Origin of the sequence: Streptomyces sp. NPDC029674, from assembly GCF_044903205.1 — a bacterium.
Taxonomy (GTDB): Bacteria; Actinomycetota; Actinomycetes; order Streptomycetales; family Streptomycetaceae; genus Streptomyces.
In genome coordinates this window covers 37185-63128 of sequence record NZ_JBJDPY010000003.1, presented here as the reverse complement: position 1 = coordinate 63128, position 25944 = coordinate 37185, and the positions used below count along the sequence as shown (strand labels likewise).

At 70.1% G+C, this 25944-nt stretch carries 24 protein-coding genes; 18 read left to right on the top strand and 6 right to left on the bottom strand.

The window, feature by feature from the left end:
- Window positions 1-230 precede the first annotated feature (230 nt).
- The 6 genes from ACI2L3_RS07645 (at window position 231) to abc-f (ending at window position 7198) form a co-directional block, all read left to right on the top strand.
- Window positions 231-998, top strand: a complete 768-nt coding sequence (locus ACI2L3_RS07645; protein WP_404751405.1) for a response regulator transcription factor — start codon at window positions 231-233, stop codon at window positions 996-998.
- A 23-nt stretch (window positions 999-1021) separates the two neighbouring features.
- A complete protein-coding gene (locus ACI2L3_RS07640; RefSeq protein ID WP_362993903.1) occupies window positions 1022-2044 on the top strand; it encodes a LacI family DNA-binding transcriptional regulator in 1023 nt (340 codons plus the stop codon).
- A 108-nt stretch (window positions 2045-2152) separates the two neighbouring features.
- Window positions 2153-3169, top strand: coding sequence for a S1C family serine protease (locus ACI2L3_RS07635; RefSeq protein WP_404751404.1), 1017 nt, complete (start codon window positions 2153-2155; stop codon window positions 3167-3169).
- A 103-nt stretch (window positions 3170-3272) separates the two neighbouring features.
- Window positions 3273-4010 (top strand): response regulator transcription factor, encoded by a 738-nt coding sequence (locus ACI2L3_RS07630; RefSeq protein WP_404751403.1) that lies wholly within the window; start codon window positions 3273-3275, stop codon window positions 4008-4010.
- Window positions 4007-5434, top strand: a complete 1428-nt coding sequence (locus tag ACI2L3_RS07625) for a sensor histidine kinase (protein ID WP_404751402.1) — start codon at window positions 4007-4009, stop codon at window positions 5432-5434. The genes ACI2L3_RS07630 and ACI2L3_RS07625 overlap by 4 nt, the downstream gene beginning before the upstream one ends.
- A gap of 117 nt (window positions 5435-5551) precedes the next feature.
- Entirely contained in the window at window positions 5552-7198 is a 1647-nt protein-coding gene (gene abc-f / locus ACI2L3_RS07620; RefSeq protein ID WP_404751401.1) for a ribosomal protection-like ABC-F family protein, read from the top strand.
- A 3-nt stretch (window positions 7199-7201) separates the two neighbouring features.
- Here the strand turns inward: abc-f and ACI2L3_RS07615 are convergent, their stop codons facing one another.
- A complete protein-coding gene (locus ACI2L3_RS07615; RefSeq protein ID WP_404751400.1) occupies window positions 7202-8434 on the bottom strand; it encodes a DUF2993 domain-containing protein in 1233 nt (410 codons plus the stop codon).
- Window positions 8435-8537: 103 nt separating this feature from the next.
- Window positions 8538-10367, bottom strand: a complete 1830-nt coding sequence (locus ACI2L3_RS07610) for a bifunctional metallophosphatase/5'-nucleotidase (protein WP_404751903.1) — start codon at window positions 10365-10367, stop codon at window positions 8538-8540.
- Between the two features lie 432 nt (window positions 10368-10799).
- On the opposite strand from ACI2L3_RS07610, the gene mshD reads away from it, so the two are divergent.
- The 7 genes from mshD (at window position 10800) to ACI2L3_RS07575 (ending at window position 18323) form a co-directional block, all read left to right on the top strand.
- Window positions 10800-11783: a mycothiol synthase gene (gene mshD / locus ACI2L3_RS07605; RefSeq protein ID WP_404751399.1), complete on the top strand. Its 984-nt coding sequence runs from the start codon at window positions 10800-10802 to the stop codon at window positions 11781-11783.
- Window positions 11784-11881: 98 nt separating this feature from the next.
- Window positions 11882-12322 (top strand): GntR family transcriptional regulator, encoded by a 441-nt coding sequence (locus ACI2L3_RS07600; RefSeq protein WP_404751398.1) that lies wholly within the window; start codon window positions 11882-11884, stop codon window positions 12320-12322.
- Complete coding sequence (locus tag ACI2L3_RS07595) at window positions 12319-13218, top strand: ABC transporter ATP-binding protein (protein ID WP_404751397.1); 900 nt, start codon at window positions 12319-12321, stop codon at window positions 13216-13218. The genes ACI2L3_RS07600 and ACI2L3_RS07595 overlap by 4 nt, the downstream gene beginning before the upstream one ends.
- Window positions 13215-14234 carry a hypothetical protein gene (locus tag ACI2L3_RS07590; protein WP_404751396.1) on the top strand — a complete coding sequence of 340 codons (1020 nt, stop codon included), beginning with the start codon at window positions 13215-13217 and terminating at the stop codon, window positions 14232-14234. The genes ACI2L3_RS07595 and ACI2L3_RS07590 overlap by 4 nt, the downstream gene beginning before the upstream one ends.
- Before the next feature lie 261 nt (window positions 14235-14495).
- On the top strand, window positions 14496-16742 hold the full coding sequence (locus ACI2L3_RS07585; RefSeq protein WP_404751395.1) for an RNA degradosome polyphosphate kinase: 2247 nt from the start codon (window positions 14496-14498) through the stop codon (window positions 16740-16742).
- Window position 16743: 1 nt separating this feature from the next.
- On the top strand, window positions 16744-17907 hold the full coding sequence (locus ACI2L3_RS07580; RefSeq protein ID WP_404751394.1) for a CHAD domain-containing protein: 1164 nt from the start codon (window positions 16744-16746) through the stop codon (window positions 17905-17907).
- A complete protein-coding gene (locus ACI2L3_RS07575; protein WP_404751393.1) occupies window positions 17904-18323 on the top strand; it encodes an NUDIX hydrolase in 420 nt (139 codons plus the stop codon). The genes ACI2L3_RS07580 and ACI2L3_RS07575 overlap by 4 nt, the downstream gene beginning before the upstream one ends.
- 144 nt (window positions 18324-18467) lie before the next feature.
- Here the strand turns inward: ACI2L3_RS07575 and ACI2L3_RS07570 are convergent, their stop codons facing one another.
- Window positions 18468-18857, bottom strand: a complete 390-nt coding sequence (locus ACI2L3_RS07570) for a serine/threonine protein kinase (RefSeq protein ID WP_404751392.1) — start codon at window positions 18855-18857, stop codon at window positions 18468-18470.
- A gap of 336 nt (window positions 18858-19193) precedes the next feature.
- Here ACI2L3_RS07570 and pstS point away from each other — a divergent pair, with 336 nt between their 5' ends.
- The 4 genes from pstS (at window position 19194) to pstB (ending at window position 23337) form a co-directional block, all read left to right on the top strand.
- The gene (gene pstS, locus ACI2L3_RS07565; protein ID WP_404751391.1) at window positions 19194-20315 is read left to right on the top strand and encodes a phosphate ABC transporter substrate-binding protein PstS; all 1122 of its coding nucleotides are present in this window, start codon (window positions 19194-19196) and stop codon (window positions 20313-20315) included.
- A 107-nt stretch (window positions 20316-20422) separates the two neighbouring features.
- The gene (pstC, locus tag ACI2L3_RS07560) at window positions 20423-21445 is read left to right on the top strand and encodes a phosphate ABC transporter permease subunit PstC (protein ID WP_404751390.1); all 1023 of its coding nucleotides are present in this window, start codon (window positions 20423-20425) and stop codon (window positions 21443-21445) included.
- Window positions 21442-22506 carry a phosphate ABC transporter permease PstA gene (pstA, locus tag ACI2L3_RS07555; protein ID WP_404751389.1) on the top strand — a complete coding sequence of 355 codons (1065 nt, stop codon included), beginning with the start codon at window positions 21442-21444 and terminating at the stop codon, window positions 22504-22506. The genes pstC and pstA overlap by 4 nt, the downstream gene beginning before the upstream one ends.
- Before the next feature lie 54 nt (window positions 22507-22560).
- Entirely contained in the window at window positions 22561-23337 is a 777-nt protein-coding gene (pstB, locus tag ACI2L3_RS07550) for a phosphate ABC transporter ATP-binding protein PstB (RefSeq protein WP_404751388.1), read from the top strand.
- Between the two features lie 107 nt (window positions 23338-23444).
- Here pstB and ACI2L3_RS07545 read toward each other — a convergent pair whose 3' ends face one another.
- Together ACI2L3_RS07545 and ACI2L3_RS07540 are read right to left on the bottom strand one after the other, a co-directional pair.
- Window positions 23445-24443 (bottom strand): anion permease, encoded by a 999-nt coding sequence (locus ACI2L3_RS07545; RefSeq protein ID WP_404751387.1) that lies wholly within the window; start codon window positions 24441-24443, stop codon window positions 23445-23447.
- 9 nt (window positions 24444-24452) lie between these two features.
- Complete coding sequence (locus tag ACI2L3_RS07540; protein ID WP_125513699.1) at window positions 24453-25073, bottom strand: DUF47 domain-containing protein; 621 nt, start codon at window positions 25071-25073, stop codon at window positions 24453-24455.
- Between the two features lie 194 nt (window positions 25074-25267).
- On the opposite strand from ACI2L3_RS07540, the gene ACI2L3_RS07535 reads away from it, so the two are divergent.
- Window positions 25268-25627, top strand: coding sequence for a metal-sensitive transcriptional regulator (locus ACI2L3_RS07535; protein ID WP_404751386.1), 360 nt, complete (start codon window positions 25268-25270; stop codon window positions 25625-25627).
- 57 nt (window positions 25628-25684) lie between these two features.
- Here ACI2L3_RS07535 and ACI2L3_RS07530 read toward each other — a convergent pair whose 3' ends face one another.
- Window positions 25685-25876 carry a hypothetical protein gene (locus ACI2L3_RS07530; RefSeq protein ID WP_404751385.1) on the bottom strand — a complete coding sequence of 64 codons (192 nt, stop codon included), beginning with the start codon at window positions 25874-25876 and terminating at the stop codon, window positions 25685-25687.
- Window positions 25877-25944 lie beyond the last annotated feature (68 nt).

The window sequence follows — 25944 nt, the reverse complement described above, 5'->3', positions numbered from 1 at the left end:
ATTCTGCTGGGCAGAGGATCCGGGCAGCGCAGCCCCCGGGTCCTTTTGTGCTTTCGGAGCCCCGGGCGCGGGCACCGGAGACGCGCAGATTTCAGTACGAAGCAGTGCCGTAAACGCCCCCAAGCTCAAAGGAGCAGGGGGGACCCCCTCCGCAGGGACCGAGGAGGAACCGACGTTATGGGCGAGCGAAACGTGCACGACAGTCAGACGACCCGGGCAGGTGGTCGGCGGTGAGCTCTCTGCTGCTCCTGACCAATGCCCTCCAGCCGTCGACGGAGGTGCTCCCCGCTCTCGGCCTGCTTCTCCACAATGTGCGCGTCGCCCCGGCGGAGGGGCCCGCTCTCGTCGACACCCCAGGTGCCGACGTCATCCTCATCGACGGGCGCCGCGACCTTCCACAGGTGCGCAGCCTCTGCCAGCTGCTCCGCTCCACGGGACCCGGCTGTCCGCTGGTCCTCGTCGTGACGGAGGGCGGCCTCGCGGCCGTCACCGCGGACTGGGGCATCGACGACGTGCTCCTCGACACGGCGGGCCCCGCCGAGGTCGAGGCCAGGCTGCGGCTCGCGATGGGCCGCCAGCAGATCACCTCCGACGACTCCCCGATGGAGATCCGCAACGGCGATCTCTCCGTGGACGAGGCGACGTACAGCGCGAAGCTGAAGGGCCGGGTCCTCGACCTGACCTTCAAGGAGTTCGAGCTGCTCAAGTATCTGGCGCAGCATCCGGGGCGGGTCTTCACGCGCGCCCAGCTGCTCCAGGAGGTGTGGGGCTACGACTACTTCGGCGGCACCCGGACGGTCGACGTGCACGTGCGGCGGCTGCGGGCGAAGCTCGGCGTCGAGCACGAGTCGCTGATCGGCACGGTCCGCAATGTCGGCTACCGCTTCGTCATCCCGGAGAAGGTCGAACGCGCGGCCGAGGCCGAGAAGGCGAAGTCCGCGAAGGCCGCTCCGAAGGAAGCTCCGAAGGAAGCTGCCGTACGCCCTGCCCAGCGGTAGTTCCATCCGCGTAGACTCCGCGCGTGGCCAAGGTGACTCGGGATGACGTGGCAAGACTTGCGGGTACTTCGACCGCGGTCGTCAGTTACGTCATCAACAACGGACCCCGGCCGGTCGCCCCGGCCACGCGCGAGCGGGTACTCGCCGCGATCAAGGAGCTGGGGTACCGGCCCGACAGGGTTGCCCAGGCCATGGCGTCGCGGCGCACCGACCTCATAGGCATGATCGTGCCGGACGCGCGGCAGCCCTTCTTCGCGGAGATGACGCACGCCGTCGAACAGGCCGCGTCCGAGCGCGGAAAGATGGTCCTCGTCGGCAACTCCGACTACGTGGAGGAGCGCGAGACCCACTATCTCCGCGCCTTCCTCGGCATGCGGGTCTCCGGCCTCATCCTCGTCAGCCACGGCCTGACCGACCAGGCCGCCGCCGAGATAGACGCGTGGGACGCCCGCGTGGTGCTCCTGCACGAGCGGCCCGAGGCCATCGACGACGTCGCGGTCGTCACGGACGACGTGGGCGGCGCGCAGCTCGCCACCCGCCATCTGCTCGAGCACGGCCACGAGTTCGTCGCCTGCCTCGGCGGCATGGCCGAGACCCCGACCGTCGGCGACCCCGTCTCCGACCACGTCGAGGGCTGGCGGCGCGCGATGCGGGAGGCCGGGCGCTCGGTGGAGGGGCGGCTCTTCGAGGCGCCGTACAACCGCTACGACGCGTACCAGGTCGGCCTGCGGCTCCTCGCGGGGCCCGACCGCCCCACCGCGATCTTCTGCTCCACGGACGACCAGGCCATCGGCATCCTGCGGGCCGCGCGGGAGCTGCGCATCGACGTGCCGGGCGAGCTGGCCGTCGCCGGCTTCGACGACGTCAAGGAGGCGGGCCTCACGGATCCGCCGCTGACGACGGTGGCCTCGGACCGGCCCGCGATGGCCCGCGCCGCGGTGGACCTCGTCCTGGACGACGGTCTCCGGGTCGCGGGGTCGCGGCGGGAGCGGCTGAAGCTGTTCCCGTCCCGGCTGGTCGTGCGGCAGTCCTGCGGCTGCAAGTAGCCGCCCAGCCGGCCCTCGGCGTGTCTTTATAACGGGCATACGCACTTCTGCCGGGCTTCTCAGGACGTACTCAGGCAGCTCTCATCTGCGGCCGCCAATCTCAGTGTCATGACCGAGACCTTCCGCCACAGCGGCGAGTACCCCCAGCAGCAGTCGTCAGCGCCTGTGCACCACGGCGGTACGCGGGGCGCCTTTCCGCCTCCGCCCGCCCACGCGCCGGAAGCACCTCAGGCGCCCGCCCCGCGGCGCCGCCGCGCCAGGGGCCCCGCGGCCCTGCTCGCAGCCGTCGCGGTCGCGGCGGCCGTGATCGGCGGCGGCACCGCGTACGGCGTGCAGACGCTCACCGACAGGGACGGCGGCACGACCGCCGCCAGTACGGACGTCGTGCCGACGAGCAAGAAGGGCACCGTCGCCGGAGTCGCCGAGGCGGTCAGCCCCAGCATCGTCGAGATCAGCGCCACGACGGGGCAGGGCAAGTCGACCGGCTCCGGCGTGATCACCACGAGCGGCGGCGAGATCATCACCAACAACCACGTCATCGCGGGCGCCTCGTCGATCAAGGTGCGGACGGACGACGGCAAGACGTACGACGCCGAGGTCGTCGGCACCGACAGCAAGAAGGACCTCGCGCTCATCCAGCTGAAGGACGCCTCCGGGCTCAAGCCCGCGTCCCTCGGCAGCTCCGAGAACGTCAAGGTCGGCGACGAGGTCGTCGCCATCGGCTCCCCCGAGGGCCTGACCGGCACCGTCACCAGCGGCATCGTCTCCGCGCTCGACCGCGACGTCACCGTCTCCACGGGCGACGGGCAGGAGCAGCCGCAGGACCCGCAGGGCGGCTGGCCCTTCGAGTTCGACGGGCGGCAGTTCAACGGCGACACCGGTTCGTCGAAGACCACGTACAAGGCGCTGCAGACCGACGCCTCGCTCAACCCCGGCAACTCCGGCGGCGCCCTCATCGACATGAACGGCAACATCATCGGCATCAACTCGGCGATGTACTCGCCCAGTTCGTCCGGCCAGGGCACCGGCGAGTCCGCCTCCGGCAGCGTCGGCCTCGGCTTCGCCATTCCGATCGACACGGTCAAGGACGACCTGGGCAAGCTGCGGTCCGGATCGAAGACGTGACGGCAGCCGCACCGCGTCCCCGCGTGCGAGGCTGATACCGGTATTAGCTGATACCGGCAGTACCGGCCCCGTTCCGCCCCTTACCCGAGGAAGTCCGAAGCCCATGAGCCCCGCCGAAGGCGACCGCACCGGTGACCGCGAGCAGCTGCGCATCCTGATCGTGGACGACGAACCCGCCGTGCGGGAGGCGCTGCGGCGCAGTCTCGCCTTCGAGGGGTACGGCACCGAGGTCGCCGTCGACGGCGCCGACGCGCTGGAGAAGGCGGCGGTGTACCGCCCGGACCTCGTCGTCCTCGACATCCAGATGCCCCGCATGGACGGCCTGACCGCCGCGCGCAGGCTTCGCGCGACGGGCTCCCTGACGCCCATCCTGATGCTCACCGCGCGCGACACCGTCGGCGACCGCGTCACGGGCCTCGACGCGGGCGCCGACGACTACCTGGTCAAGCCGTTCGAGCTGGACGAGCTCTTCGCCCGCATCCGCGCGCTGCTGCGCCGCAGTTCGTACGCGGCCGGGGCCGGGCAGGCCGCCGAGGGCGACACGCTCGCCTTCGCCGACCTGCGGATGGATCTCGCGACGCGCGAGGTCACGCGGGGCGGGCGGACGGTCGAGCTGACCCGCACGGAGTTCACCCTCCTGGAGATGTTCCTCGCCCACCCGCGCCAGGTCCTCACCCGCGAACAGATCCTCAAGGCGGTCTGGGGCTTCGACTTCGAGCCGTCGTCCAATTCGCTGGACGTGTATGTGATGTACCTGCGCCGCAAGACGGAGGCGGGCGGCGAACCGCGCCTCGTGCACACGGTGCGGGGTGTGGGGTACGTGTTGCGGGGCGGCGAGTGAACGGGGTGCTGCGGCGCTTTCGGGGGTTGCCTTTGCGCTCGCGCTTGGCGTTGCTGGTCACGGTGGCCGTGGCCCTCGCGGTGGCCGCGAGCGCGGTGGCGTGCTGGTTCGTCGTACGGAACGTATTGATCAGTTCGTTGGACGACGCGCTGAGCGAGGCCAAGATCCCCCCGGCGCAGGTCTCCGGCCGCGTCGGCGGGGACGGGCAGTGCTTGCGCACGATCATCAGTGGTGACTCCGACGACCCCGACATCTTCAAGGAGACCGTCCAGGTCGTCGACGCGAGTGGCGGGCACTGCGTCATCGTCGGCAAGCAGTCCCTCGACGTCACGTCGCACGACACGGCGGTCGCGCAGAGCGGCGCCGGGCACGCGTACCACGACGCCACCGCGTCCAACGGCGACAAGTACCGCGTCCTGACCTATCCGCTGGACGGCCGCCCGGGCCTGGCGATCTCCGTGGCCCGCCCCCTCAGCGAGGTCGACGACACCCTGAACAACCTGGTCCTGGTCCTGGTCTTCGTCGCCGGCATCGGCGTACTCGGCGCCGGCGCAGCCGGACTCTGGGTGGCCCGCACCGGGCTGCGCCCGGTCGACCGCCTCACCGACGCGGTCGAGCACGTCGCCCGCACAGAGGACCTCGACCTCCGCATCCCCGTCGAGGGCGACGACGAGATCGCCCGCCTCTCGGAGTCCTTCAACTCCATGACCGCCTCGCTGGCCTCCTCCCGCGACCTCCAGCAGCAGCTGATCGCCGACGCGGGCCACGAGCTGCGTACGCCGCTGACCTCCCTGCGGACCAACATCGAGCTGCTCGCCCGCAGCGAGGAGACGGGCCGGGCCATCCCGCCCGACGACCGCAAGGCGCTCCTCGCCTCGGTCACCGCGCAGATGACCGAACTGGCCGTCCTCATCGGCGACCTGCAAGAGCTGTCCCGTCCCGACACGGGGGTGGGCGGCGCCAAGGTGCAGGTCGTCGCCCTGCACGACGCCGTCAGGACGGCCATCGAACGGGCTCGCCTGCGCGGCCCCGAGCTGACGATCACCGCGGAGCTCGCGCCCTGGTACGTGCGGGTGGAGCCGCCCGCCCTGGAGCGGGCCATCGTCAACATCCTCGACAACGCGGTGAAGTTCAGCCCTCGGGGCGGCACGGTGGAGGTCACCCTCGACCGCGGCCGCCTGACAGTGCGGGACCACGGCCCGGGCATCGCTGAGGACGAACTCCCGCACGTGTTCGACCGGTTCTGGCGCTCTCCGTCCGCGCGCTCCCTGCCCGGCTCGGGCCTCGGCCTGTCCATCGTGGCCCGTACGGTGCGGCAGTCGGGCGGCGAGGTGGCGCTGACGGCGGCGGAGGGGGGCGGCACGGTGGCGACGGTGCAGTTGCCGGGGGCGGCGACACCGCCGCCGGAGACGCCGCTCACTTAAACGAGACGCAACGTCTTGCGGGACGGTCCAGGGCGCGCTACATTCACTCACGCAAGCACGAGACGAAACGTCTCGACTAGTTAGTCGCGCCCCTGCTCCCGACCGACGAGGACCTACTTGTACCCAGTCACAGCCCTCACCACAGCCCCCACCACAGCCGCCGTCCCCCAGCTCACCCTCACCGACCTCACCAAGCGCTACGAGGACCGTCTCGTCCTCGACCGGGTGTCGCTCACCGTCCGGCCCGGCGAGAAAGCGGGCGTCATCGGGGACAACGGAGCCGGCAAGTCCACGCTGCTGCGGCTGCTCGCCGGGCGGGAGGACCCCGACAACGGCACCCTCACCGTCGTCGCCCCCGGCGGCACCGGACACCTCTCCCAGACCCTCGACCTGCCGGACACGGCGACGGTCGGCGACGCGATCGACACCGCCCTGGCCGAACTGCGGTCCCTGGAGCGGCGGATCAGAACCGCCGAAGCGGCCCTGGAGGGCGCCGGCCCGGCCGCGTACGACCACTACGCCACCCTGGTCGCCGAGTTCGAGGCACGCGAGGGCCACGACGCCGACCGGCGCGTCGAGGTCACCCTGCGCCACCTCGGCGAGCGCGCGCCGCTGGACCGCGCGCGCCCGCTCGGCACCCTCTCCGGAGGCCAGCGCTCCCGCCTCGCCCTCGCCGGAACCCTCGCGTCCGCCCCCGAGCTCCTGCTCCTCGACGAGCCGACGAACGACCTCGACGACGAAGCCGTGCGCTGGCTGGAGGACCGGCTGCGCGCCCACCGCGGCACGCTGGTCGCCGTCACGCACGACAGGACGTTCCTCGACCGCGTCATGACGACGATCCTGGAGGTCGACGGCGACACGCGGACCGTGCGCCGTTACGGCAACGGATACGCCGGTTTCCTGACCGCCAAGGCCGCCGGACGCGCCCGTCACGAGCGGGAGTACGAGGAGTGGCGCGCCGAGGTCGCCCGGCAGTCCGCACTCGCCGAGTCCAACATCGGACTGCTCTCCGCGATCCCCCGCAAGGCACCCGCCGCGTTCAGCGGCGCCGGCGCCTTCCGTGCCAGGTCGCGGGCGCACGGCGCGATGAGCCGGATCCGCGGCGCGCGGGAGCGGCTGCACCGCCTCACCGAGAGGCCGGTTCCACCGCCTCCGCGCCCGCTGCGCTTCACCGCGCGGGTCGAGGGCGAGGCCACGGGCGTAACGGAACTGACCGACGTACGCGTGCCGGGACGTCTCACCATCGAGGGCACCCTGTCCATCGGCGCGGGCGAGCGGCTGCTCGTCACCGGGCCCAACGGCGCGGGCAAGTCGACGCTGCTGCGGCTCCTCGCCGGGGAGCTGACACCCGAGGCAGGCGAGATCCGCCGCCCCGCACGGGTGGGCCTGCTACGGCAGGACAACTCGCTCTGGCAGGAGGAGCGTTCCGCGCTCGCCCTCCTCGGCGAGGAGCGGCGCGCCGAGCTGCTGGCCCTGGGCCTCTTCCGGGAGGCGGACCTCGACCGCCCGGTGCGGGCCCTGTCGGTGGGCGTGCGCCGCCGGCTGGAACTGGCCGAGCTGGTCTCCCGCCCCCTGGACCTGCTGCTCCTGGACGAGCCGACGAACCATGTCTCCCCCGCCCTGGTGGAGGACCTGGAAGCGGCGCTCGCGAGCTACCGGGGCACGCTGGTGATCGTCAGCCACGACAGACGCCTGCGAGCGGCCTTGGAGACCAACGCCCGCCAACTCCCACTAGCAGGCGGGAGGTTGATGCCGCAGACCTGACGCCTAACGCCCGATCCCGATCCCGGACCCGGCGATCCGCACCCGGATGCCCTCCTTCTCCACCGTCACGTCGCGCAGCGCCATCGTCCCGGTGCCCGGCAGCTTCGGCAGCTGGAAGGCGAGGGTGAGGCGGTCGGCGAGTACGGGGCGGGTGAGCTGGGAGAGCCCGTTGAGGAGGGCGGGGTCGAGGCCCAGCTTCTTGAGGAGCTCGGGGTGGCCCATCGCGACGTCGATGAGGTTGAGGCCCATCACGTCGTTCACGAACTGCGGCGACCCGGTGAGCTCGTTGAGCTTGGCGTCGCTCTTCAGGGCGCCGCGGACCACGCTCTCCGGGACGCCGAGCCGCTCGACGATCGCCGGGACGGAGAGCAGCGCCTTCGCCTTGGCGGTCTCCTTCGCGACGCGGTCGGCGGAGCTCTTCGACAGGTGCAGGCCCTCCCTCTCGCGCGTACCCGGGCGGTAGGTCGCCAGGTCGCCGAGTTGCAGGCTCATGCCGCCGATGTCGGTGGAGATGCCGCGGTCGCCGTTGCGCTGGATGCGGGCGTCGGCGCGCACCTTCAGGTCGTGCCCCGCGACGGGCAGCGTGCCGCGCGCGAGGACCTTGTCGGTGCCGTGGCCGGTGAACGTGACCTGAGAGGCGCCGAGTTCGCGGTTGAGGTCCTCGAAGGAGAGCAGGACCTCGCCGTCCATCTGCCCGATGGAGGCGCCGGTGATGGAGGTGGGCCCGTCGCCTTCGATGGTCACGTCGGAGGCGGTGGCGGAGACCTTGGCGAGCGAGACCCGGTCGGCGGCGACGTCGGGGACGGTCACCTTCACCTTGTCCACGCGCTTGTCGAAGACCTGCGTGAGGAAGGGGAACCCTTCGATGTCGACCTCGGGCGCCGCGCTCAGGTTCATCTGGTCCTTGAGCTTCTCCGCGGCCTCGTGCTCGGCGTAGAGGAGTGCCCAGCGGTCGCCGAGCGCGAGGAACGCGGTGGCGACGAGGACGGCGACCAGGGCCTTAGCGGCGAGCGGCAGGCCGGCGAAGCGGTTGCGGCGCCGACGGCTGCGGCTGCCGCGCCGGTGGTTGGGCGGCGTCCAGGGGGTGTCCGCGTCGGGCCCGGCCTTGTCCTCCTGGAGGAACTCGTCCAGCGGATTCGGGGCGAGGGCGCCCAGTTCGTCGTACGGGTTGGCGTATGAGTGCTCGTCGAGTGGTGCTTCCGAAGGTCGCGTGGCTATGCGGTGGGGGGAACGCATCGAGTGATCTCACCATACGTTCACACCCCACCCCAAGCCTTACACCCGGTAAGAACCGATATCGTCCAGTTCTTTAACGCGCTGTTTTCACTTCACTACGTTTTCACTTCACCACGGTGATGCGGTTCGCCTTCGGCGGCGCGATCGGCTTGTCCGCCGAGGAGTTGGCGCTCAGATAGTCGTTGAACGCCTTCAGGTCGTCGGCCCCGACCAGCGGCTTCGCACCCTTGCCCAGCTCGGGGAGACCGTCGCCGCCGCCCGCGAGGAAGGAGTTGAGGGCGACGCGGTAGGTGGCGGCCGGATCGAGCGCCTTGCCGTTCAGCTTGATCGACTCCGCGACGACACGGTCCGCACCGCTCTTGGTCATGTCGAGGGTGTAGGTCAGCCCGTCCGAAACCTGCAGAATCTTCGGAGAAGCCTGATTCGCCCCGCTGACCTGCTGCTTCAACGCGGTGACGAGCTGCGCGCCGGTCAGGTCGACCAGATTGACGGTGTTGCTGAACGGCTGCACGGTGAAGGCCTCGCCGTACGTGACGACACCGTCGCCCTCACTGCCACTGGCCTTGAAGACGATGTCGGACCGGATACCGCCCGGATTCATCAGCGCCAGGTCGGCCTCGGGGTCGAGGGCCTTGGCGTGCGCGAGCTGCGCGTCGGCGATGAGGTCGCCGAGCGGGGACTCGGGGGTGGTGGCGCCGCGGCCCGGGATGTCGGCGGAGATGTATCCGACGGGCTTGTTGGCGACGGGCGCGGCGAGCTTGTCCCAGCGGGAGATGAGCGAGGTCATGTCGGGCGCCTTGGCCTGCTCACGGCTGACGACGTGGTTCGCGGACTTCACGCTCGTCCGCACGATGTCCTTGGTCTTGCGGTCGTACGTCAGCGTGGTGTCGGTGTAGAGCTTGCCGAACGACGACGCCGAGGTCACCATGCGGGGCTTGCCCGACGGGTCGGGGATCGTGCAGACGTACGCGGCGTGCGTGTGCCCGGTGACGAGCGCGTCGACCTTGGGCGTGATGCCCTTGGCTATGGTGCTGATCGGCCCGGATATCCCATCCCCCGCACCCGGCGAATCACAGTCGTAGTTGTACGCCTGACTCGCCGGGGCACCGCCCTCGTGAACAAGAGTCACGATGGACTTCACGCCCTGCTTGTCGAGGATCTTCGCGTACTTGTTGACGGTCTCGATCTCGTCGTGGAACTTCAGCCCCTTGATGCCGTCGGCGGAGACGATGTCGGGGGTCCCCTCCAAGGTCACCCCGATGAACCCGACCTTGACGCCCTTCTCCTTCCACACCCAGTAGGGCTTGAGGATGGGCTTGCCGGTCTTCTCATCCGTGACATTGGCGGCGAGATAGGGATACTCCGCCCCCTCGAACTCCTTCGGCTTCCCCTTGCGGTTCGTCTCGAAGCACCCCTCCTTGGGGTGGCAGCCACCGTTCTGCATCCGGGCCAGCTCCTTGGCCCCCTCGTCGAACTCGTGGTTGCCGACGCTGGTGACGTCCAGGTCGAGCTTGTTCATCGCCTCGACGGTGGGCTCGTCGTGGAAGAGCCCGGAGAGCAGCGGGCTGGCGCCGATGAGGTCGCCGGCGGCGGCGGTGACGCTGTAGGGCTTGCCCTTCCTGGCGGTACGCAACGACGTGGCGAGGTACTCGACCCCGCCCGCGTCGACCTTCTTCTCACTCCCGTCGGCCTGCTTCTCCGTGACCTGCCCCGAGGACCCGGCCGGCGGCTGCAGATTCCCGTGAAAGTCATTGAACGACAACAACTGCACGTCCACCGTGCGCTGCTTGCCGCCCTTGCGCGCGTCCGCCCCGTCCTGCCCCGCACTGGCGGGCAACGACGCGGCCAACGCCCCGACCGTGGCAAGCCCCGCCGCCACGGCAAGGACGCGAGTGGCACGGCGCCTGGGCCTTCGGTGCCGGTTCTTAGCTATGGCGGGCACGTGTTCCCCCGGGAGATGTGAGAAGAATGGGACCGTCCGGCAGCCTAGAGTCAACGCGCGTAGCGCAACAGAGGGTTGCGGGTTACAGCCTGGTTGCATGCCGGGGAATGGGGGGACCCGAGGGGGGGCGGACCGAGTGGCTTTCCGCCCGTCGGGCGCACAGATCCAGCCCGTCCGGCGCTTGAGGACGCGAGCGCGCAGCGCGATGCCTTGCCCACCCGCCGGCCGCAGGCGACGACGCACCGCAGGAACATCCAGCCCGTCCGGCGCTTGAGGACGAGCGCGGAGCGCGACAACCCACCCGCCTCCCGCAGGAGAAACCCCACAGCAAGCCAGGGATCGAGCCCGTCCGGCGCCTGAGGACGCGAGCGCGCAGCGCGAAGCCCACCCCCCAAAGGCGCCCCGCCAGAATACGCTCGGGGTATGACTGACGACCGCCCCGCCGAGGCCTCCCCCACCCCCCTCCGGAAGATCGACACCCTCACCGCCCTCACCCCGGCGCAGGCCGACGCCGTGCTCGGGCTGCTCGCCGAAGCCGCCCGTACGGACGGTCAGCAGGCGGTGTCCGAGCAGGGACGGCTGCAGCTCCGCGGCGGCGCCCGCGACGGCGTCCGGCATCTGCTGCTCACCGTCGAGGACCAGCTCGTCGGGTACGCGCAGCTGGAGGACACCGACCCCGTCGAGGCACCGGCCGCCGAGCTCGTCGTACACCCTTCGCGGCGCGGGCACGGGCACGGCAGGGCGCTCGGCACGGCGCTGCTGCACGAGTCGGGCCGGCGCCTGCGCGTGTGGGCGCACGGCGGACACTCCGCGGCCCGGCACCTCGCGCAGGTGCTCGGCCTCGCCCTGTTCCGCGAACTCCGCCAGATGCGCCGCCCGTTGACGGACGACTCGCACACGAGCGCCGGCCCGGGCGTGGCCGCGAACGTGACCCTGGACCTGTCCGAGCCCACCCTCCCCGAAGGCGTGTCCATCCGTACCTTCGTCCCCGGCCAGGACGACGCGGCCTGGCTCGCCGTGAACGCCGAGGCGTTCGCGCACCACCCCGAGCAGGGCTCCCTCACCCAGCGGGACCTGGATGACCGCAAGGCGCAGCCGTGGTTCGACCCGGCGGGCTTCTTTCTCGCGGTGCGCGAGAGCGACGGCGAACTGCTCGGTTTCCACTGGACGAAGGTGCACGCGGAGGAGCGCCTCGGCGAGGTGTACGTGCTGGGCGTACGGCCGGGCGCGCAGGGCGGCGGCCTCGGCAAGGCCCTGACCACGACGGGCCTGCGCCACCTCGCGCGGCAGGGCCTGCCGACGGCGATGCTGTACGTGGACGCGGACAACAAGGCGGCCGTCAGTGTGTACGAGCGCCTCGGCTTCGTGACGTACGAGACGGACCTGATGTACCGCACGGAGTCCTGACCGACGCAGTTCTGGGTTCTGGGGCGGCGTCACTTGACGCCGCCCCCTTCTTGCACCACCCTTTCACTACTCAATTAGTGAAAGGGTGGTGCAAGGCAGTGGTCGAATACCGCATCGACCGGCGCAGTGGCGTCGCCACCTACCTCCAGATCGTCCAGCAGACCCAACAGGCCCTGCGCCTCGGCCTGCTGGAGCCCGGCGACAAGCTGCCCACGGCCCGCGAGGTCGTCGAGGCCACCGCCATCAACCCGAACACCGTGCTGAAGGCCTACCGCGAGCTGGAGCGCGAGGGCCTGGTGGAGGCCCGCCGCGGCCTCGGCACGTTCGTCCGCCGGACGCTGGGCGGCGCGCCCGCCGACTCGCCGCTGCGGGGGGAGCTCGCCGAGTGGGCCGCGCGGGCCCGGGCGGCGGGCCTGGAGCGGGAGGACGTCGCGGCCCTGTTCACCGCCGTACTGGAAGAACACTTCACCGACCCGGAACCAGCGCACCGCACCGAAGAGCCGGCCCGGCAACGGGCGACCGAGGGGGACCCCGCATGACCGACACCGCCATAGAGGCGTCCGCACTGACCAAACGCTACGGGCGGCGCCACACCGCCCTGCGGGACTGCTCGTTCCGCCTGCCCACCGGACGCGTCTGCGCGGTCGTCGGCCCGAACGGCGCGGGCAAGTCGACCCTGCTCGCACTCGCCGCGGGCCTCGAACGCCCCACCGACGGCACGCTCACCGTCCTCGGCACCAGCCCCGCCGAGGCCCGCGCGCGCATCGCGTACGTCGCCCAGAGCAAGCCGCTCTACCCGCAGCTGACCGTCGCGGAGACGCTTCGGCTCGGCGCCGAACTCAACCCGGGGCGCTGGGACGCGGCCGTCGCCGAGCGCGTCGCGAGCGGCGGCGGTCTCGACCGGACCGCCCGCATCCGTACGCTCTCCGGCGGCCAGCGCACCCGCGTCGCGCTCGCCCTCGCCCTCGGCAAGCGCGCCGAACTCCTCCTCCTGGACGAGCCGATGGCCGACCTGGACCCGCTCGCCCGCCACCAGCTCATGGGCACGCTCATGGCGGAGGCCGCCGAACACGGCACGACGGTCGTCATGTCGTCGCACATCCTCGGCGAACTGGCCGACGCCTGCGACCACTTGCTGCTCGTCTCCGAGGGCGGCATCCGCCTCGGCGGCGGCATCGACGACCTCGTCACCGCGCACGCCCTGGTGACGGGCGTGCGACCCGCCACCGACCTCGCCCCGCACACCGTCGTCGAGTCCCGCGCCACCGGCCGCGGCCTGACCGCCCTGATCCGCCCCGAGGGCCCGGTCGGCGACGACTGGGACGTACAAGAGCCTTCCCTGGAGGAGCTGTTGCTCGCCCATCTTCGCGTCCCGGACGCCCCGGCGCTGCTCACGCCGGGTACGACCGCCGCCCCGTCGGCGGTGACCTCGTGACCGCGTTGACGACGACGCCCGCGAAGCCGCGGGACCGCCGCGCCGCCTTCACACTGCCTGGCGCGTACCGGGCGGTGCTGCTCCAGCACCGGATCTCCCTGTGGATCACGCTCGGGCTGTTCGCGCTCGCAGCCGCCGCGCTGATCGCCGACCGCCTCTGGGTCGCGCACGCGGCCGACGTCTTCGCGTCGACCGACTGCTCCATCAGTAATCACATGGGAGGGTGCGGCGGCCCGGTCCGCGGCTACCTGGACGCCGAGCTGCAGTTCAACAGAAACCTCGACTACATGGGGATGACGATCCTCGTGCTGCCCTGCCTGATCGGCGCCTTCGTCGCGGGCCCGCTCATCGCCAGGGACCTGGAGACGGGCACGTACAAGCTGGCGTGGACGCAGTCGCTCACGCCGGGTCGCTGGCTCGCCGCCCGGCTCACCCTGAGCGCCGCCGTCGTGGTCGCCGGGGTGAGCCTGCTCGCCGCCGTTCAACGCTGGGCGTGGACCACCGGTCCGGCGGCCGAGTACACCAGGGCCCCCTGGTACGAGCGGGCGATCTACGGCTCGGTGGGCCCGGTCGCCATCGCGTACGCCCTGCTCGGCCTCGCCGTCGGAGCGCTCAGCGCGGTCCTGCTGCGTCACACTCTGCGCGCGATGTCGGCCACCCTGGCCGTCATGATCGGCGCGGTCACCATGCTGCCGCTGGCCCGGCCCCACCTGTGGGCCACCGAGACGGTCACCTGGTCGCGCACCTACCCACCGGCCACGCCCGACTTCGCCTACCCGGCGGAACGGGGCATGCTCACCTCCGACGGGAGCCGGCTGCCGGAGACGCTGTGCTGGAAACCGGACCGGGAGCCCGACCCGTGCTACGCCGAGCACCAAGTCACCGGCTGGTACAGCGACTTCCACCCCTCGTCGCACTTCTGGCCCCTCCAGCTCGTGGAGACCGGCCTCGTCCTCGCCCTCGCGGCCGCCGCCACATACGCCGCCTTCCGCCTCCTCCGCCACCGCACGGCCTGAACCCCACGACCTGAACCCCACGGCCAGAACTGCACGGCCGGAACCACCCCCTCCCCGAAGACCCCCGCGCTGTAGACGCCCGGGGGTCTTCGGCCGATGTCCCGCACGTCATGTCGCCGTAACCGCTGATTCAGACAGGCTTGCGACGCTCGCTCAATGCAGCCCGCCGCGCCCGACCCAGTCCCGGAGAACGGGAGGCTCCGCCTCACTCCCGCACTCTCCGACGCGCCCATCGGCCTGCCCGCGCGGAACAATGGGACCATGAGCCAGCAGAACACGCAGGGACGAGTGCAGCACGCCCAGCCTTCCGTGGGTTCCATCGCCGCGCACCGGCCCGCCACCATCGCCGCCACCGTCTCCGACCTGGACCCGGACATCGACGCGGATCTTGACGCGTACGACGAGGACGCCGCGGTCGGCCACGACGGCGCCGAGCTGCCGCAGGGGCGATTCCTGGACCGGGAGCGCAGCTGGCTCGCCTTCAACGAAAGAGTGCTTGAGCTCGCCGAGGACCCCCACACACCCCTCCTCGAACGGGCGAATTTCCTGGCGATCTTCGCCTCGAACCTGGACGAGTTCTTCATGGTCCGCGTCGCAGGCCTGAAGCGCCGCATCGCGACCGGCGTCGCCACCCGTTCGGCCTCCGGCCTGCAGCCCCGCGAGGTCCTCGACCTCATCTGGAACCGCTCCCGCGAGCTCATGGCCCGGCACGCCGCCTGCTACCAGGACGACGTCGCGCCCGGCCTCGCCGAAGAGGGCATCCAGCTGGTGCGCTGGCACGAGCTGACCGAGAAGGAGCAGTCCCGGCTCTTCACCCTCTTCCGGCAGCAGATCTTCCCCGTCCTGACCCCGCTGGCCGTCGACCCCGCGCACCCCTTCCCGTACATCTCGGGGCTCTCGCTCAACCTCGCCGTGGTCGTCCGCAACCCGGTCTCCGGACACCAGCACTTCGCACGCGTGAAGGTCCCGCCACTGCTCTCCCGCTTCCTGGAGGCCTCCCCGCAGCGGTACGTCCCCATAGAGGACGTCATCGCCGCCCCCGCGCACCTCCAGGAGCTCTTCCCGGGCATGGAGATCCAGGAGCACCACATGTTCCGGCTCACCAGGAACGAGGACCTGGAGGTCGAGGAGGACGACGCCGAGAACCTGCTCCAGGCGCTGGAGAAGGAGCTCATGCGGCGCCGCTTCGGGCCGCCCGTGCGCCTTGAGGTCGAGGAGACCATCGCCCCGAACGTCCTCAGCCTGCTGGTGCGCGAGCTGAAGATCAGCGAGGCCGAGGTGTACCCGCTGCCGGGCCCGCTCGACCTCACCGGCCTCTTCAGCATCGCCAAGCTGGACCGGCCCGAGCTGAAGTACCCCAAGTTCGTGGCCGGCACCCACCGCGACCTCGCCGAGGTCGAGTCGGCGTCCGCCCCCGACATATTCGCGGCTCTTCGCGAACGTGACGTACTCCTGCACCACCCGTACGACTCGTTCTCCACGTCCGTGCAGGCCTTCCTGGAGCAGGCGGCGTCCGACCCCGACGTCCTCGCCATCAAGCAGACGCTGTACCGCACCTCGGGCGACTCCCCGATAGTGGACGCGCTGATCGACGCCGCCGAGTCCGGCAAGCAGGTCCTCGTCCTCGTCGAGATCAAGGCCCGCTTCGACGAGCAGGCCAACATCAAGTGGGCCCGCAAGCTGGAGGAGGCCGGCTGCCACGTGGTCTACGGCATCGTCGGCCTGAAGACCCACTGCAAGCTCTCCCTCGTCGTACGCCAGGAGGGCGAGACCCTCGTCCGCTACTCGCACGTGGGCACCGGCAACTACCACCCCAAGACCGCCCGCCTCTACGAGGACCTCGGCCTCCTCACCTCCAACGCGGAGGTCGGCGCGGACCTCTCCGACCTCTTCAACCGGCTCTCCGGCTACTCCCGCAGGGAGACCTACCGGCGCCTCCTCGTCGCCCCCAAGTCCCTGCGCGACGGCCTCGTCTCCCGCATCAGCAAGGAGACGCAGCACCACCGCGCCGGCCGTCCCGCCTACGTCCGCATCAAGGTCAACTCGATGGTCGACGAGGCCATCATCGACGCGCTCTACCGCGCGTCGCAGGCAGGCGTCGAGGTCGACGTGTGGGTGCGCGGCATCTGCGCGGTACGCCCCGGCGTGGGGGGCCTCTCGGAGAACATCCGGGTACGTTCCGTCCTCGGCCGCTTCCTGGAGCACTCCCGCGTCTTCGCCTTCGGCAACGGCGGCGAACCGGAGGTGTGGATCGGCAGCGCCGACATGATGCACCGCAATCTCGACCGCCGCATCGAGGCGCTGGTCCGCGTCCAGGACCCGGCGCACCGTGCGGCCCTCAGCCGGCTCCTGGAGACCGGCATGTCGGACACCACCGCCTCCTGGCACCTGGGCGCGGACGGCAACTGGACCCGCCACTCGGTGGACCCGGAAGGCCAGCCGCTGCGGAACGTGCAGGAGATGCTCATAGACGCCCGGAGGCGCCGGCGTGGCACAGCAACACCATGAGATGACGGGTACGAGTACGGGTACGGATACGGGTACGGGTGACGCGGGCGAGGTTCTCACGGCCTACTTGCAGGACCAGGCCACCGAGTTCCTCCGCTCGCTGCGGCTGCACCGCGAGTCCACGACGGACGCGCAGGGCGCGGAGGAGTCCCTGGAGGCGGCCTGCGCCCTGCGCCGCGCGGCGCGCCGCATCGGCGGCACCCTGCACACGTTCCACCCCCTCCTGGACCCGGACTGGGCGTCCTCCCTGCGCTCCGAACTGGCCTGGCTCTCCGGCACGCTGGCCCAGGAACACGCCTACGCCACCCGCCTGTACCGCCTCCTGGACGCCTTGCACCGCCTCTCGGGCCCGTCCCAACTCCCGCCCCCAGCGCCTCCGGTGGGCACGGCCCAAGCCGCTACAGCTACACCTGCGGCTGGCGCTACCGCCACCGCTGTGGGCAGGCGTTCCGCACGGCGATTGGGGCGTCCCCTGCTCGAGCGCAGCCGAGAGCTTGGGGAAGGGTGGGCACAGCCCCCGGTGCCGGGTGTCGTTGAAGTAGGCAATACCCCGCGTGGCCTGGCAGTGGGCGCAGCCAAGGCCGCCGCCCTCCTCGAGCGGCAACTCACCCTCGCCAGAACCCGAGCCCACTCCACAGCCCTGCAAGCCTTCGGCTCCTCCCGCTTCCACGCGGTGGCGGACAACGTGGCCGTACTGGCCAGCGAGGTCCCCCTGAACGGGACGGAGAGGCACGACCTCGCCCCCCTCGTGGAACAGGCGAAGACCGCCCTCGCCGAGGCGGTCACCACGCTCCCCCTGCACCAGGCGGGCCACCCCTACAACGCCGGCGCCCTCGTCCACGGCCTCGCGTCGGACACCGCCCCGGACGCCCAGGACGCCCCCTGGCTGAAGGTCCGCTCACTGCTGCGCCTGTACCGGTACGCCCAGGAAGTCACGGGCCCGCACGCGGAGCCCCGTATCGCGGACGCGAGCCACGCCCTGAACGTGCACCGCGAGGCGGCGTCCGCGGCGGCCGCGGCGGCACACGCGGCGCGCACCCCGCGGATCGCCCCGGCCACGGCGTACGCCCTGGGCGTGCTCCACGCCGACCAGCGCCACGAGGTCGAGGCGGCCCGTTTCGCGTTCCAGCAGGCGTGGCTGCGCGAGGAGGCGAGGACCCGGTGACGTACGAGGAGCTCGTCCGGGCGGCCGGCTGCGTCCTGTGGCGGCCCGCCCCGACCGCACCGCACGGGATCGAACTCGCCCTGGTCCACCGCCCCAAGTGGTCGGACTGGTCCCACCCGAAGGGCAAGCTGAAGCACGGGGAGACGGCGGCCGAAGCGGCCGTGCGGGAGGTGCTGGAAGAGACCGGCATGATGTGCGAACTCGGCACGGAACTCCCCACCGCTCACTACAGGGACGCGCAGGGCCGCCCCAAGGAGGTCCGCTACTGGGCCGCCGAGGCGACCGGCGGCCACTTCACGCCCGGTGACGAGGTCGACCGCATCCTCTGGCTCGACCCGGCGGCGGCCCGCGAGCGCGTCACCCAGGCAAAGGACAAGAGCTTGATCTCCACGTTCCTGCGTGACACGGGGCTTTGAGCAGAGCACGACTGAAGGGGCTGAAAGACTCCCGGACTCAAGAGTCCGAAGGGGTGCCCGACAGCCCCCGGACCGGAGATCCGGGGGCTGTCGGTCACGACTCGTCAGGGACAGGGAAGTCCGCAGGACGTCAGAGGGCAGAGGTCAGCAGGACTTCTTGTACGTGTACTCGCCGTAGTTGCCGCCCCAGCTCACGCAGCTCGCGTTGATCTTCACCGGTCCCGCGTACGTCGCGTACGGCCCCTGGTCGGCACGGCGGTCCCCCGGCACCGAGACCCAGGCGCCGACGCCGACCGTGTTGCCCACGGACGAACCGGTCTTGAACGTGACGACACAGGCGGTGGAGCCATTGCGCAGCAGGTAGACCCTGGCGTTCGGGCCCTCGCCCAGAGGGCTGGAGTCGCGCACGGTGAAGCCGCTGCCGCAGACGCTCGACGGAGTGGCCGCACTCGCCGTGCCGGCCAGGCCCAGCGTGGCACCCAGCGCCAGCGCCGTGCTCGCCACACCGGTGGTGATGACCTTGTACTTCGGCATCTTCTCCCACTTCCTCCACAGCGGTCGCTGTGGAGCCACCACGGAAGTGGCTCGCGGCATACGCGGCAGCAACCGGTTCTTGCGGAACCTTTAATGCCACCCCAACTACGCACGCCTCACTAGGAGTAATCTGTTCGGCACGCGTTGTGACCGACCTCTCACCAGGCCGCCCTCCGAGGTTCACCCCCCGTTCACTCATGCCCTTTGGCCACTTCACCTGTCCTGCCTAATTTCAGCCTTACAAGACGACGTAGCACCGCAAGACCGAAGAAGCGAAGAGAAAGACCTCGCACGCCGCCACCCCAAGGACGGCGGCTCCCGGAAGGAACTCCGAAAGTGAAGCTTCAGCGCAAGAACCGGCTCCGCGCCCTCTCCCTCGGCGCCCTCGCCGTCTCCGGCGCCCTGGCCCTCACGGCGTGCGGCTCCGACGACACGAGTGGCGGCGGCGGCGAGAAGACGAAGGCCAACGCCAACATCAAGTGTGATGACGCGAAGGGCCAGCTGCGGGCGTCCGGTTCGTCCGCGCAGAAGAACGCGATGGACGGCTGGGTCAAGCAGTACGCGGCGTCCTGCAAGGACGTGCAGATCAACTACAGGCCCGACGGTTCGGGCGCCGGCGTCACCGCGTTCCTGCAGGGCCAGACGGCGTTCGCCGGTTCCGACTCGGCGCTGAAGCCCGACGAGATCGAGAAGTCGAAGAAGGTCTGCACGAACAGCCAGGCCATCGACCTGCCGATGGTCGGCGGCCCGATCGCCGTCGCGTACAACGTTCCCGGCGTGGACAGCCTCACGCTCGACGCCAAGACGATGGCCGACATCTTCAACAACAAGATCAAGACCTGGAACGACAAGGCGATCGAGAAGCTGAACCCGAAGGCGAAGCTCCCGAAGACCAAGATCCAGGCCTTCCACCGCTCCGACGAGTCGGGCACCACGGACAACTTCACCAAGTACCTGAAGGCCGCGGCCCCCGCCGCCTGGCCCTACGAGCCCGGCAAGACCTGGGAGGCCAAGGGCGGCCAGTCGGCGTCCGGTTCCTCCGGCGTCGCCCAGCAGGTGAAGCAGACCACGGGCGCCATCACGTACATGGAGCTGTCCTACGCGGGCGACGGCGTCAAGACCGTCGACCTGGACACGGGCGCCGCCGAGCCGGTCAAGGCCACCGTCGAGAACGCCTCCAAGGCGATCGCCGAAGCCAAGGTCGTCGGCAAGGGCAAGGACCTCGCTCTCGACCTGGCGTACGACACCAAGGCCGAAGGCGCCTACCCGATCACCCTCGTCACGTACGAGATCGCGTGCGAGAAGGGCAACAAGGCCGAGACCCTCGCCGCCACCAAGTCCTTCCTGACCTACATCGCCAGCGAGGAAGGCCAGCAGACCCTCTCGGACAAGGGCTACGCGCCGATCCCCGACGAGATCGCCACCAAGGTCCGCGAGAACGTCGCGAACCTGAGCTGACCCAGAGTGCGGGCGGCCCCCGCGAGGGAGCCGCCCGCACCGTCCGGTGCACCGCCGCCAGGAGTACGGGCCGCCACGGTCCCTGACTCCGCAGACCGGAGAACCCCATGGACATACCCACGCAGAACGCGACTTCATCTCCTCCACCCCCCGCCCCGCACCCGGTCGAGCCGCTCGCGGCTCCGGGCAAGCGCAAAGAGCGCGGCACGTCCCGGCTCGGTGACCGCGTCTTCGTCGGCCTCTCCCGAGGCTCCGGCATCCTGCTCCTCGTGGTCATGGCCGCGATCGCGGCCTTCCTCGCGTACCGCACGGCCGTCGTCCTGCCGAAGAACGAGGGCAACTTCTTCACCACGTTCGCGTGGGACGCCAACACCACCCCGCCGGTCTTCGGCATCGCGGTCCTCGTCTTCGGCACGGTCGTCAGCTCGATCATCGCCATGGCGATAGCCGTCCCCGTCTCCGTCGGCATCGCGCTGTTCATCACGCACTACTCGCCGCGCAAGCTCGGCGGCCTCATCGCCTACGTGATCGACCTGCTGGCCGCCGTGCCGTCGATCGTCTACGGCCTGTGGGGCGCCCTGTTCCTCGTGCCGAACCTCACCGGGCTCTACACCTGGCTCGACACCTACCTCGGCTGGACCGGCATCTTCGAGTACCAGGGCGGCGCCGCGCGCTCCTTGATGACCGTCGGCATCCTGCTCGCCATCATGATCCTTCCGATCGTGACCAGCGTGAGCCGCGAGGTCTTCCGCCAGGCGCCGCAGATGCACCAGGAAGCCGCGCTCGCACTCGGCGCCACCCGCTGGGAAGTCATCCGCATGTCGGTCCTCCCCTTCGGCCGCTCCGGCGTCATCTCCGCCTCGATGCTGGGCCTCGGCCGCGCGCTCGGCGAGACGATCGCCGTCGCCACGGTGCTCTCCCCGACCTTCGCGATCAGCGCGAGCCTGCTCGACCCGGGCGGCGGCACGTTCGCCCAGAACATCGCCAGCAAGTTCAGCGAGGCATCGGACCAGGGCCGCGACGCCCTGATCGCCTCCGGCCTCGTCCTCTTCGCCATCACGCTCCTCGTCAACGGCGCGGCCCGCGCGATCATCGCCCGCCGCAAGGAGTACTCGGGGGCCAACGCATGAGCAACAACCTCGCCGCCACCAAGCCGGTGTCCACCCTGCAGGGCGCCCGCCTGCCCCGCTGGTCCCCCTGGGCCATCGCCCTCGGCTCCATCGCCGCATCGGTCGGCATCGGCCTCGGCGCCGGCCTGGACAGCCGCATCCAGTGGGGCCTCATCGCCGCCCTGCTCTTCGTCCTCGCCACGTACGTCCTCACCGCGAAGGTCGAGGGCGCGCGCCAGGCCAAGGACCGCCTCGCCACCTGCGTCGTCTGGGTCGCCTTCCTGCTCGCCGTCATCCCGCTGGCCTCGCTCATCTACGAGACGGTCAAGCGCGGCATCAAGGTCTTCGACGGCTACTTCCTCTCTCACTCCATGGGTGTGGTGAGCGACTCCGAGCCCGGCGGCGGTATCTACCACGCCATCCTCGGCACCCTGGAACAGGTCGGCATCGCGACGCTGATCTCCGTGCCGATCGGCCTGCTGACCGCGATCTACCTCGTCGAGTACGGCCGCGGCAGGCTCGCCAAGTCGGTGACGTTCTTCGTGGACGTCATGACGGGCATCCCGTCGATCGTCGCGGGCCTGTTCATCCTCAGCTTCTGGATCATCATCCTGAAGTTCGACTACTCCGGGTTCGCCGGCTCCCTGGCGCTGTCCATCCTGATGGTCCCGGTCGTCGTCCGCTCCACCGAGGAGATGCTGAAGCTCGTACCGAACGAGCTGCGGGAGGCGTCCCTCGCCCTCGGTGTCCCGAAGTGGCGCACGATCCTGAAGGTGGTCCTGCCCACCTCGCTCGGCGGCATCACCACGGGCGTGATGCTCGCGGTCGCCCGCATCGCCGGCGAGACGGCTCCGGTGCTGCTCCTCGTCTGGGGCAACCCGCTGATCAACACCGACCCGTTCGACGGCCCGCAGGCCTCGCTGCCGCTGTACATCTACCAGCAGTACGCGAACAGCGCCGGCTCCCAGGCCGCGTACGACCGCGCCTGGGCCGCGGCGCTCGCCCTGATCGCCTTCATCATGATCCTCAACCTGGGAGCCCGCGGCGTAGCCCGCTGGAAGGCCCCCAAGACGGGCCGCTGAGCGGCCATTCAGCGACCCTCTCGCACCAAAGACTCGAAAGAAGCAGTGATCCCCATGGCCAAGCGAATCGACGTATCGGGCCTGACCGCCTATTACGGCTCGCACAAGGCGATCGACGACATCTCCATGACCGTGGAGCCGCGCTCCGTGACGGCCTTCATCGGCCCGTCCGGCTGCGGCAAGTCCACGTTCCTGCGCACCCTGAACCGTATGCACGAGGTCACCCCCGGCGGCCGCGTCGAGGGCAAGGTGCTCCTGGACGACGAGGACCTCTACGGCGGCGGCGTGGACCCGGTGGCCGTGCGCCGCACGGTCGGCATGGTCTTCCAGCGCCCCAACCCGTTCCCCACGATGTCGATCTTCGACAACGTCGCGGCGGGCCTGAAGCTCAACGGCTCGTACAAGAAGAGCGAGCTGAACGACGTCGTCGAGAAGTCCCTCAAGGGCGCGAACCTCTGGAACGAGGTCAAGGACCGCCTCAACAAGCCCGGCTCGGGCCTCTCCGGCGGCCAGCAGCAGCGGCTCTGCATCGCGCGGGCCATCGCGGTCGAGCCCGACGTCCTCCTCATGGACGAGCCCTGCTCGGCCCTCGACCCGATCTCGACCCTCGCCATCGAGGACCTGATCGGCGAGCTGAAGGAGCGCTTCACGATCGTCATCGTGACGCACAACATGCAGCAGGCCGCCCGCGTCTCGGACCGCACGGCGTTCTTCAACCTCTCCGCGGTGGGCCAGCCCGGCAAGCTCATCGAGATCGACGACACGGAGCGGATCTTCTCCAACCCGTCGGTGCAGGCGACCGAGGACTACATCTCGGGCCGCTTCGGCTAGACCCCCGACTCCCCGCGGTGCTGCATGGCGGTGCCACCGCAGGGACAACAAGAGAGGCCCGCCCCCTGGCTCCCGGGGGGCGGGCCTTTCCTATGTGTTCCTCGGGGCTACAAGAACGCGAGATTCACGACCCAGAAACTGACCGCCGCGACCAGCGCCGCCGCCGGCATCGTGATGAACCAGCCCAGGATGATGTTCTTGGCGACACCCCACCGCACCGCGTTCACCCGCTTCGTCGCGCCGACGCCCATGATCGCGGACGTGATGACGTGCGTCGTCGAGATCGGCGCGTGGAACATGAACGCCGTGGTGAACATGATGCCCGCGCCGGTCGTCTCCGCGGCGAAGCCCTGCGGCGGGTCCAGCTCGATGATCTTGCGGCCGAGCGTACGCATGATGCGCCAGCCGCCCGCGTACGTACCGGCCGAGAGCATCAGCGCACAGGCGATCTTGACCCAGATCGGGATGGGCGCGTCCGCGCTCTGCACGTCGGAGATGACCAGGGCCATCACCACGATGCCCATCGTCTTCTGCGCGTCCTGCAGACCGTGACCGAGGGCCATGCCGGCCGCGGACACCGTCTGCGCGATGCGGAAGCCGCGCTTGGCCTTGTGCGGGTTGGACTTGCGGAACATCCACATGATCGCGCACATCACCAGGTATCCGGCGATGAGGCCGATCACCGGCGACAGGAACATCGGGATGACGATCTTGTCGAGCACCCCGGACCAGATGACGCCGATCCCGCCGGCGAGCGCCGCGCCGACCATGCCGCCGAACAGCGCGTGCGACGAGGAGGAGGGCAGTCCGAAGTACCAGGTGATGAGGTTCCACACGATCGCGCCGATCAGGGCGGCGAAGAGGATCCACATGCCCTTGTCGCCGTGCGGGGTCTCGATGATCCCCTCACTGACGGTCTTGGCGACCCCGCTGCCCATGAAGGCACCGGCGAGGTTCATCACCGCGGCCATGGCGAGCGCCGCGCGGGGCGTCAGCGCACGGGTGGAGACGGAGGTGGCGATGGCGTTCGCCGAGTCGTGAAAGCCGTTCGTATACGTGAAACCGAGCGCGACGCCGATCGTCACGATCAAAGCAAAGGTGTCCATGGCGAGGCCTCAGGACTCCTTGACCGCGATGGTCTCCACAGTGTTCGCCACGTGCTCGAAGGCGTCGGCGGCCTCTTCGAGGACGTCCACGATCTGCTTGAGCTTCAGCACCTCCATGGCGTCGTACTTGCCGTTGAAGAGCTGCGCGAGGAGCTTGCGGTGGATCTGGTCGGCCTGGTTCTCGAGGCGGTTGACCTCGATCCAGTACTCGGTGAGGTTCTCCATGGTCCGCAGGTTCGGCATGGCCTCGGCGGTGAGCTCGGCGGCCCGCGAAAGGACCTCGATCTGCTGCTCGACGCCCTTGGGGAGCTCCTCGACCTGGTAAAGGACGACCAGGTCGACGGCCTCCTCCATGAAGTCCATGATGTCGTCCAGGGACGACGCGAGGTTGTAGATGTCCTCGCGGTCGAACGGCGTGATGAACGAGGAGTTCAGCTGGTGGAAGATCGCATGCGTCGCGTCGTCTCCCGCGTGTTCCGCGGCCCGCATACGCTCTGCGATCTCGGCTCGCGCGGAAGAGTCCGCTCCGAGCAGTTCCATGAGGAGCTTCGAGCCCGTGACGATGTTGTCCGCGGATGCGGCGAACATGTCGTAGAAACTCGTCTCCCTCGGGGTCAGACGAAAGCGCACGTGGGGTCCTCGGGGTGCTCTGGATGCGGTCAGGCTGATGCTAGGCGCATCATCCGGCCACGGCTAACCGGCCGCCCCCCAGTGTCGCCCATCAGGCACAGTGATCAGCACACCCCCCGAGAATTCGGCTAACATATACCCACCGGGGGTATATGGATCAGGTATCTGGTTCCACGGACCAGGAGGAGGACGCGATGACGACCACCGAGGCGGCCGACACGGCCGTGCCGACCCCGGAGGCGCCCGAGGCGCCCTCCGACCACGAGCACGGAGTGCACGGCTACCACAAGCAGAAGGACGAGCACCTCAAGCGCCTGCGCCGCATCGAGGGCCAGATCCGCGGCCTGCAGCGCATGGTCGAGGAAGACGTCTACTGCATCGACATACTCACGCAGGTCTCCGCGAGCACGAAGGCGCTTCAGTCCTTCGCGCTCCAGCTCCTGGAGGAGCACCTGCGGCACTGCGTCGCCGACGCGGCGGTCAAGGGCGGCACGGAGATCGACGCGAAGGTCGAGGAGGCCACGAAGGCGATCGCGCGCATGATGCGTACGTAGCCGCTCCGGACCGTGCCCGTACGGGGCCCGCGCCTGGGCCCGAGCCGGGCGGGGCCCTCAGCGACGGTCGTCGCCGGGGGCCCTGCCGTCTCGCGCGTCCGCCACGTTCAGAACCTCGTCGATCCGGTCGAAGCTCAGACGCTCGGCCGCCGCGCTCGCCGCGATCATGAGTTCGCCGCACAGTTCGATCTCGGCGAGGGCGACGTGGTCCTGAACCGCCGTACCGCCACGCATCGGAGCCACGTTCATCACCTCTTCCTGACGCCGACTTCCCAGGGTAGGGAGCGGTCCACGCACCGCGCATGGCACGGACGGAC